Below are 9,232 nucleotides of genomic sequence, written 5' to 3' on the forward strand. Positions count from 1 at the left end.
GATTATTTCTTCTTACTATTTTGTTGCCGTGTTTTAATCTCAAACTTTACATAATTATGATAAAGCGTATTTTCATTTTTACATATCTTCTTTTACCACTTGTATTTTTACACGCGAGTATTGTAATTCTTAATGGTCTTACTCATAACTATAAAGTAGAAAACGGGCAGGTTTATAAAGGAAAAATTGCAATAGAAAATACAGATAATAAACCTCAGAGCATAAAAATATTCTTACAGGATTTTACCTATCAGGCAAATGGAACTATAAGTTATACTGCACCCCATACGAATGAGAAGACCAATTCGGATTGGATCAAACTTAATACGAATTACCTTAGTCTAAAAGCCAAAGAAAAAACAGAGGTATATTATGAGATTACTGTACCTGACCAAATTTCCGAGGCTGGCAGCTACTGGAGTGTCATCATCGTAGAACCAGTAGATGATATAAAACCAAGTAATAATAGTGCAGGAGTCAATATAACGTCTATTGTTCGGTATGCCATTCAGGTGATTACCGATTATGATTCTGAGAAGTTAAGACCTGACCTTAAATTCGAAACAGTGAAAATTGACAAGGAAGAAGGTAAACAATTATTAAAAATTGCAATTGCTAATAAAGGGAAAATTTATTGCAAACCAACAGCATCTATTGAGATATATAATAGAAAAAATGGACAAAAAATAGGCAATTTTTCAAGCCAGGCGATGGGATTATTACCAAGCACATCGAAATCCTTTTACATTGATATCAGTAAAGTTCCACCTGATAAATATAATGCCGTCGTCATCGCAACAGATGAAGACGAAAATGCTTTCGCCCTCAATGTGGAACTAGAAGTAAAAAATGATTAAAATTTGGGCTTTATATCTCTTCATACTCCTCCCAGTACTTACTTTTTCTCAAAAACAACCTAAAGAATTTGTCAGCAAAAAAGATAGTCTACTTCCGGGAACGGCTACTTCTGTTTCGTTTACTTTAGAAAATAAAACTTTAATAAACAAGACTTATGATATTCGTATTGAAACTTCCAATCCATATATCAGACCTATTTTAAATAGAAATGAATTGACAATCCCTGCGGAAGAAAATACGGTGTACATTGTTCCTTTAAGAATTGCAACTGAAACTCCAAAAGGAGTATATAATGTAAGATTATATGGAACAGAAAAAAGTGATGGTGAACAATTCATCAAAACACTGGAAATAGAAGTTGTTGGAAATAGAAAACTTTCCCTTACCGCAATAAATTCTCCAGAGTTTGTAAAAGCAGGTGAAACCATTACCTCTTCTTTTTTATTAAAAAATAGTGGAAATGTAGCCGAGAAGCTCATACTGGAAAGTAAAAATGCTGTTGTGGATCATGAAGCTTCCTTACTTTTACCACCCGGTGAAACTAAAATAATTAACATCGCTAAAAATACAAATCCTGATTTGGGAAAAAATGAATATCAAAATCTCAATCTTTCTGTATATTCAATAGACAATCCCAAGGAAAATCAAACCGCTTATAGCAGTACCAAAATTATTTCTGTTAAACCTACTGAAGACGATATATATCACCGGTTACCTGTTTCAGCTTCTTTAGCTTTTATAGGAATGAAGAACAGAGGGATTTATCATGATGGTTTTCAAGGAGAATTATATGGTAAAGGTACCCTAGATAAAGAAAATAAAGGAATACTAGAATTCCATGCAGTATCTTCGAATCCTGTTGAATTTAACTCTTTTACCCAATATGAAGAATATTTTATTAATTACAGGCGTGATAATCTCTTTGCTCATTTGGGAGATAAAACTTATTCTTCATCTTATCTTACAGAGTTTGCCAGATATGGCCGTGGTGTAGAATTACAGTATAATTTCAAAAAAATAAGTATTGGTGGCTTTTATAACCATCCAAGATTTTTCCGTGATATTAAAGATGAATTTAATGTTTATTCAAAATTTAAAATCAATAAAGAATCAGAAATTACAGCAGGATATTTATATAAAATACCAAGAACCGGAGACGTCAAATTAAGTTTAAATGATGTCAGATTAGATTCTAATGCTCATCTTCCTTATGTAACAGGGAAATTCAAACTTGATAAGCATCTGGATGTATCCGGAGAACTGGCCTACAGCAAAACAGATAATACAGACGGTACTGCTTACATGGTACAGGTTTTGGCTAGCTATGAAAAGTTTAACGGAAATATCATGTATATGAGAGCGAGTCCTCAATTTTCCGGATATTTCACAAATACAAGTACTTTCAACGGGAATTTGCAGTATAAGGTATCAAGAAGGCTCAGTGTATTTGGAAACTATGTACAGGATGCAAGAAATTTTCAAAGAGATACTCTATTTTTAGCCGCGCCTTACAGGAAATTCTTTCAGTATGGTATCAACTACAAATACATGAAGACTGGTACTATAATGCTTTATAATGGATATCAAAGATATCAGGATCGTTTGGAACCAAGGCAATTTGATTATTATGAGAGATTTTTCAGGGTAAGCATCGACCAACAAATTGGTATTTTTCAGGTAAACCTTCAGGGGCAATTCGGAAAAACAGAAAATTATCTTAGTGAATTTAGCGGAAATTCCAGTTTTTATACTTTTAATTTAGGTTTTGAAAAATTTAAAACTTCCTTTAATGTATTTGGAAGCTATGCTGTAACTTCTCGTTATCAGCTACAAAATCAAGATCAATTTTATTATGGTGCCCGTATTATCAGCCGGTTTTCTTCAAAAACTGATCTTAGCATTTTTTACCAGAACAATTATATTCCAGAAGAATATTTTACCGATCGAAATCTTTTTGAAGTTCTTTTTCATCAACGGATCTTTCCCGGACATGAATTAGATGCCTCTGGACGGTACGCTTTACAACGGGGAGAGCTAGGAAACAAAGATTTTATATTCTCAGTTCGCTATACTTGGCGTCTGAATGTTCCAGTTCAAAAAACAGCTGAATACACTACTTTATCAGGAAACATAGGTAATCTTGGTGTAAAAAAAACAGAGGGCATAAGACTTATGATGGGGAACTATCTTTCTATGACTGATAAAAATGGCAATTATATATTTAAAAATGTAACCCCAGGAGATTACATAATAGAAATAGATCGATCAACAACAGGGATAAACGACATTGCTGATATTAGTATTCCTGCATCGGTATTGCTGACCAATAAGGAGAATATTTTTAACTTCGGATTGACGACTGCCGCAAACATTCAGGGACATATTGAATTGACAGAAAATCAGGAAAGCAATCAATTCAGTTTTGCTCATTTTCAACCTAAAAAGGAAAAAAAGAAGCGGGAAAGCATTATAATAGAAGCATCAAATGGAGAACAGACTTATCGTAAAATAGGATTTATAGGTGAGAATTTCGATTTTACTTATTTACGACCGGGAGACTGGACTGTAAAGATATATCGTAATGGATTGGATAGACGTTTCAAAATTTCAATGGACACTTTTCGTTTTGCCTTAAAAGCTTCTGAAACTAAAAAGTTAACCATTAATGTTATGAAACAACAAACTGAAGTAAAATATCAGCAGGAAAGTATTAAAGTAGGCTATAATGAAATAAAAAAACAAAAATGAGATCAGTTGTTCCCCACATATTATCTATAATTTTCTGTATACTATCCGGTAAACTGTTTTCACAAATTAATGTTGCGACTACATTACCCATTGTCACTTTATTGGATATAGAACCTACAGGCAATATTGTTTTAAGCTTCGTTGCTCCCACCCAGGCAGGATTATCTATAGTAAATCCTGCGGTCAATACAACCAAATGGATTAATTATACTTCTGCGATAGCATCAGGAGGCGCTACAAGAAGAGTTACTGCGTCAGTTAATCAGGTCATTCCTGGTATCAACATCAGATTACAGGCTGCTGCAGCTTCAGGTGCAGGCGGTGGCACTTTGGGAACTCCTTCGGCTCAGGTTACACTTACAACGACACCGATTACTATAATCAGTGGAATTGGTGGAGCATTTACAGGAAATGGAGCTAATAATGGTCATAGGCTTACCATTACCTTAGTGACTAATACATATGCCAACCTATCAGCTCGTACCAATACACCAGTCGTTATCACCTATACGATCACCGAATAAAATGAATGAAATGAAATATAATAATGATTTTTTGAAAAAAAAGATTTCTTTTATAAATAATATATCTATTTTCTTCTTGATACTGGCAGGTGGCTTTTGTAAAGGACAATCATTAACTGTAGGAGGAAGTAACTGGACAGTAAGTATTCCATCTATAACCGAAGCAGGAAGCAATTATGCAGGTAGTTATGAAAGTGCAGCCAATCAAATTCTATTGGCAGCAAGTGTTCCTTTGCTGCTGGGCAGTGCAAAGGTATCTGTACATTACATAGCAAATCCAACATGGAACAGTTCCTTAGGGCTAAATATTAAAAGAACAGGAAATGGCACCACCGTTTGTTTATTATGTACTATAACTGGAGGAATTACTTATCAGGCTCTAACAATTACTGATGTAGAATTATTTAGAATTGCAGCAGTACTAGCACTCGCATCTTATAGTAATATTCCTATACAATTACAGCTAACAGGTGTATCAGTAACAGTACCTGCGGCGGCTTATGGCAGTAGGGTGGTTTTTACTATAGGTTCTCTTTAATCTTAAAATGAAAACCTCAATCTTATCGAATGAGGTTTTGCATATTTTATATTTTTAATGTTTTGCCCACCAGAGTGGAGTAAGTACAGCATCTTCTGCTCCCAACAGTTGCACTGCTTTTTGATAACCTTCTGGATCCGAATTTCTAAAACTACTAGGATATCTAAGTCTTTGTGGGAAATTCTTAAGAGAATTGGTCATAAAATTGCCTGTTGTAATGGCCGGTAAATTAACCAATGGAGTTTCAATAGCTGGATTTTCAAAAAATGGCAATCCCAATCTTCTATGGTCATTCCATGATTCCAAAGGAAGCCATGGCATATTAGCTAAATACTTTTGAGTAATGATTTTAGTTAATTTATCATTTTTAAAAGCTCCGTTTTTGTAAATAGTATTAACCGGGTAATTAATGGTAACTGAAACAAGATTATTGCTGGCAGGGTCTCTATATTTCATCGTATGAGTTGATCCCGGTTCTGTAATATGCCCATAAGCAACGGAAGTTCCATCTCTGTTGTAATCAGTAGAAGCAATATATTGTCCGTAGAACTGAGAAACACTATTATAGATAAAGCTATCTTGTATCCCTTTATTATAAGCTGCTTCATCATTCATTGGTGTAGCCCATCCTTTTAAGGCTGCTTCAGCAATTAAGAAATAAGATTCCCAGCTTGCAAAAAATATTCTTGAGTTGGTACTCTCTCTATATTGCTTTCCCAAAGCAGGTGCACGACCAATTAATCCTCTTAATCCATTTCTTTGGCCTTTCTCAGCCCAGTTTCCAATTGCAAATGCATTCCAGGTATTTACAGCGTTTACAGTGATGGTTGTATTATTCGTAAATTGAAGATCCCCATAGTTTGTTTTAGCATCATTTGTATAGGTAGGATAAAGAGAATAAATAGGATTTGTAAAGTCTCCTGGAATATAAAATGTTTTAAACGCTCTTGGATCAATCTTATTTGGAATTCCATCCAGCCAATAGCCAGCAGAAGGATCATTGGTAAGTTTAGTAAATTGCTCATCATATTTTATTCCAATATAATCTGCATCTTTTATGGCACTGTGTTTATCTTGACTTAGCTGATCCATCGAATTAATCCCTCCTAACCCAATATATAAATTATTGAGCGTGCTTGATAACAATTGTGAATTCCACTCTCTAGACATTACCCCTGTTAAACCATCCCATCCAGGTTTTTCAGCAATCGTAAAATTATCGGAACTTACACTTATAAAATTATTGGATGCAATCGCAGCTTCAAATTCTGACTTTGCTTTAGCGGGTTCTACTTCAGATATTCTCATGGCAACTCTCATACGCAAGGAATTGGCATATTTTACCCATTGGTTCCATTTTAGTTTATATGCCATATCATACTTCGAAATATTATCAGCTGGAATGGGTTGATTAAGATCCATTTTTGCGACAGCATCTTTTAATTCATCTAAAATAAAATAATACACTTCTTTTTCAGAATTAAAGTTGGGATTAGTTCCCTGGAAAGCCAGAATAGGCTGTGGACCAAAATTATCTGAAAATTCGCTCATTAAGTAGGCTCTCCAAATACGGGCAACCTGGATTAGATTGTCATAATGGGGTAGCCCCTGTCCTGTCGCTTTTTTCTCATTAGCAATTTGAATTGTTGCATTAGCATTATTAAGCCATTGAGAAATATACTTCCAGTATTCTACTGTCCAAGAATCATTATCAGTTCCTCCGGCTATACCAGTACTTAGATGCTGTCTCGCCGCAGTTTTCCAATACAATACAAAAAGTCTCTCTGCAATATTAGGATCTTGCTGCGCACCAAGAATAGAGCTGTTCAGAAAGTACTCAGGTTGCACCTGATCAATATTTGCAGATAGTGGATCTGTATTAATTTCTTCAAAATCTTTACATCCGCAGAATGTAAGAAAAATCGATGCTAGAGCAGGAATTATATATTTTTTCATTTTTTTTATGTTTATTAAAATCCTAATGTAATGGTAAATAAATATGATCTCATGGTTGGAAATGCAAAGTTTTCAAAGCCAACTGCATTGGAACTTATAGCGAATACTGATTCCGGATCTATGCCCTTTGACTTACTGTAAATCATCCAAACATTATTTGCTGTGAAAGCTACTTTAGCACTTTTAATTACAAATTTCTCAAACAAAGCTTTTGGAAAGTTATAAGAAAGTTGAATATTTCTAAGCCGGATATTAGTAGCATCATAAATATTCTGTTCCGTTATTCCTAAATTTCCAGTAGTAACAGCTGCCCAGTAATTCTGTTGTGTAATCTCCTTATTATTGGACATGTAGTTACCGTTCGTATCTACAACCACTCCGTCTACTATAAAATTATCACGTTTCCCTCCTGGCGCCGTATTTTCAGCTAGACCGCTCCTTTGTAATGCTGCTTGTGTTCCAGAAAAAAAATCGCCACCAATCCTCCCATCTATCTGGAATGAAAGCCCAAAGTTTTTATAAATAAAACTATTGGTAAAACCAAATAGAGCTTTAGGAGATTGATTTCCCAAATAAAATAAGCCAGTCTCTTTTTGAGGAGCGCCATTCCCATCTACTATTAATTTACCATAATAGGGGCTATTGGCATCTTCTACACGTTTAAATTTTGAACCATATATTGCTCCATATCTTCTGCCTACTTCGGCAAATATGCTTATATCATCAAATCCACCAAGCGAATATTTCATGACTTCACCATCAATTTTATTAATTCTACTGGTCATTTGTGAAAAGTTTACACTCGTATTCCAAATAAAATTCTGATTCTTGATAACGTCTGTATTAAATACTATTTCAATTCCTTGATTTTGCAAACCTCCTGCATTGATCTTTTTTTTCTCATACCCTGAAAGAGGATTCATAGGTAAGTTGATTAGCTGATCAGTTGCTTTTGTATTGTAGTAACTTACATCCAACGAAATACGATTAAATAAACGCAGATCTAAACCAACCTCAAAGGTCTTAAGCTTTTCATTTCTCAAGTTTGGATCATAAAGGATCTTCTTTCGATCTGCTGTAACATTTCCATTCGGGTCTTTTTTTATTTCGAAAGTATTATATAGCTCATAGGCTTCCAGAGAATTTCCTGTAACAGCATAAGAAGCTCTTATTTTGGCAAAAGATAAAATATTAGATTTTGTTCCATTCAATTTTGTAAGCATATCTGTAACGACTAATGATGTGCTTATAGATGGGTAAAAATAGGATCTGTTTTCTATGCTGAGAGTAGATGACCAATCATTTCTTGCCGTTGCGTTAATAAACCAATATCCATCATAATTAATCTCTGCCGCTGCAAAAACTGAGTTAATCTTTTTATTTAAGATAACCTCCCTTATATCGGGATTTCCTACAGAATTATTGATATTAAAAAAATTGGGTGAAGTTAAATTAGGAGCAGAAAGATAAATAGCATTTGTTCTTGTCTCCATCATTTGACCATATACAGAAAGAGATCCGCCCCATTTACCAACAATATTATCTCTTTTTGCATTCAAACTCGTAATGTAGTTATTTTCATAAAACCTTTCCTGGCTTGTATTGTAAGAATTATTTAGTCTTGATCCAGTCCATGTTTTTGCATTGGCTGCTAAAGAATAATAATCTGTTCCTAGCCTCACATCAACACTAAGCCAATCATTAAATTGATATTTTAGGTATCCACTTAGCAAAAATCTATCTTTCTTATCCTCATTAAGCTTGTTATAAGCCGCCCAATAAGGATTAATTCCATTATTTGTTATCCATCTTTGAGTAACATTATTTTGCATCATTCCTTCTTTATAATCTCTTATATCAATGTTTCTTGGCATTAATAGAACGTTCCCATAACTATTCCCATCCAAGCCACCTCCAGGACGATTATTCGCTTTGGTACTTATATACTGAATTTTTACATCAGTAGTCCATCTTTTCTGGGCTCCAAAATTGGAGTTCATTTTGGCCATGAAATTCCACCTTTCATATTTTGAGTTTGGTATCTGGCTATTATCATATAAATAGTTTCCAGACGTATATAGACTTGTGCCTTCTCCCAGATTTTCCTGAAAACTAATAGTGTGCTGCGTATTTGTTCCAGTCTTAAAAAAACCTTTGAGGTTATCATAAACCTTCATATCAGTTCCTTCTATTGAAGGGCCCCAGCTATCCGTATTATCAAGGTTACTTGGGAGATTTGGAAGTCCATTACTTCCACGGGCAAAACTACTCTGTAAGTCGGGCTTCATAAATATTTTTTCAAAACCTAAACTAGTAGAATATGTAATACCAACACCCCCCTTCTTCTTTCCTGATTTAGTTGTTATCAAAATAACTCCATTTCCTGCCCTTGCTCCATATAAAGCAGATGCAGCTCCTCCTTTTAAAACAGAGATAGTTTCAATATCGTCAGGATTGATATCACTCAATCCATTTCCCATATCTGTATCAGGATTCCATAAGTCGTTATTCTTTGCCCCATCCTGACTCCGCCCTTTTACTCCAGCAGAATTATTAATGGGAATGCCATCTACAACTATTAATGGTTGGCTATCTCCTTCAAAAGAAT

Annotated in this window: 6 protein-coding genes (1 of these 6 only partly in view); 4 read left to right on the forward strand and 2 right to left on the reverse strand. The window is 34.5% G+C overall.

Annotation, left to right across the window (positions count from 1 at the left end; genetic code table 11):
- Nucleotides 1-56 precede the first annotated feature (56 nt).
- The 4 genes from NG806_RS13830 to NG806_RS13845 are packed head-to-tail and all read left to right on the forward strand — an operon-like array spanning nucleotide 57 to nucleotide 4,668.
- Nucleotides 57-857: a DUF916 and DUF3324 domain-containing protein gene (locus tag NG806_RS13830; RefSeq protein WP_261510143.1), complete on the forward strand. Its 801-nt coding sequence runs from the start codon at nucleotides 57-59 to the stop codon at nucleotides 855-857.
- Entirely contained in the window at nucleotides 850-3,606 is a 2,757-nt protein-coding gene (locus tag NG806_RS13835) for a COG1470 family protein (RefSeq protein WP_261510144.1), read from the forward strand. The genes NG806_RS13830 and NG806_RS13835 overlap by 8 nt, the downstream gene beginning before the upstream one ends.
- Complete coding sequence (locus NG806_RS13840; protein ID WP_214831891.1) at nucleotides 3,603-4,130, forward strand: hypothetical protein; 528 nt, start codon at nucleotides 3,603-3,605, stop codon at nucleotides 4,128-4,130. Before NG806_RS13835 ends, NG806_RS13840 begins: the two co-directional genes overlap by 4 nt.
- Before the next feature lie 10 nt (nucleotides 4,131-4,140).
- Nucleotides 4,141-4,668 (forward strand): hypothetical protein, encoded by a 528-nt coding sequence (locus tag NG806_RS13845; RefSeq protein WP_261510147.1) that lies wholly within the window; start codon nucleotides 4,141-4,143, stop codon nucleotides 4,666-4,668.
- Nucleotides 4,669-4,722: 54 nt separating this feature from the next.
- Here NG806_RS13845 and NG806_RS13850 read toward each other — a convergent pair whose 3' ends face one another.
- Together NG806_RS13850 and NG806_RS13855 are read right to left on the reverse strand one after the other, a co-directional pair.
- Nucleotides 4,723-6,624, reverse strand: coding sequence for a SusD/RagB family nutrient-binding outer membrane lipoprotein (locus NG806_RS13850; protein WP_261510148.1), 1,902 nt, complete (start codon nucleotides 6,622-6,624; stop codon nucleotides 4,723-4,725).
- 14 nt (nucleotides 6,625-6,638) lie between these two features.
- Nucleotides 6,639-9,232, reverse strand: the 3' portion of a protein-coding gene (locus tag NG806_RS13855) for a SusC/RagA family TonB-linked outer membrane protein (protein WP_261510150.1). The gene runs 307 nt beyond the window's last position; the window shows 2,594 of its 2,901 coding nt (coding positions 308-2,901); its start codon lies off the right edge, out of view; it ends in the stop codon at nucleotides 6,639-6,641.

Source organism: Chryseobacterium paludis (assembly GCF_025403485.1).
Classification (GTDB): domain Bacteria; phylum Bacteroidota; class Bacteroidia; order Flavobacteriales; family Weeksellaceae; genus Chryseobacterium; species Chryseobacterium paludis.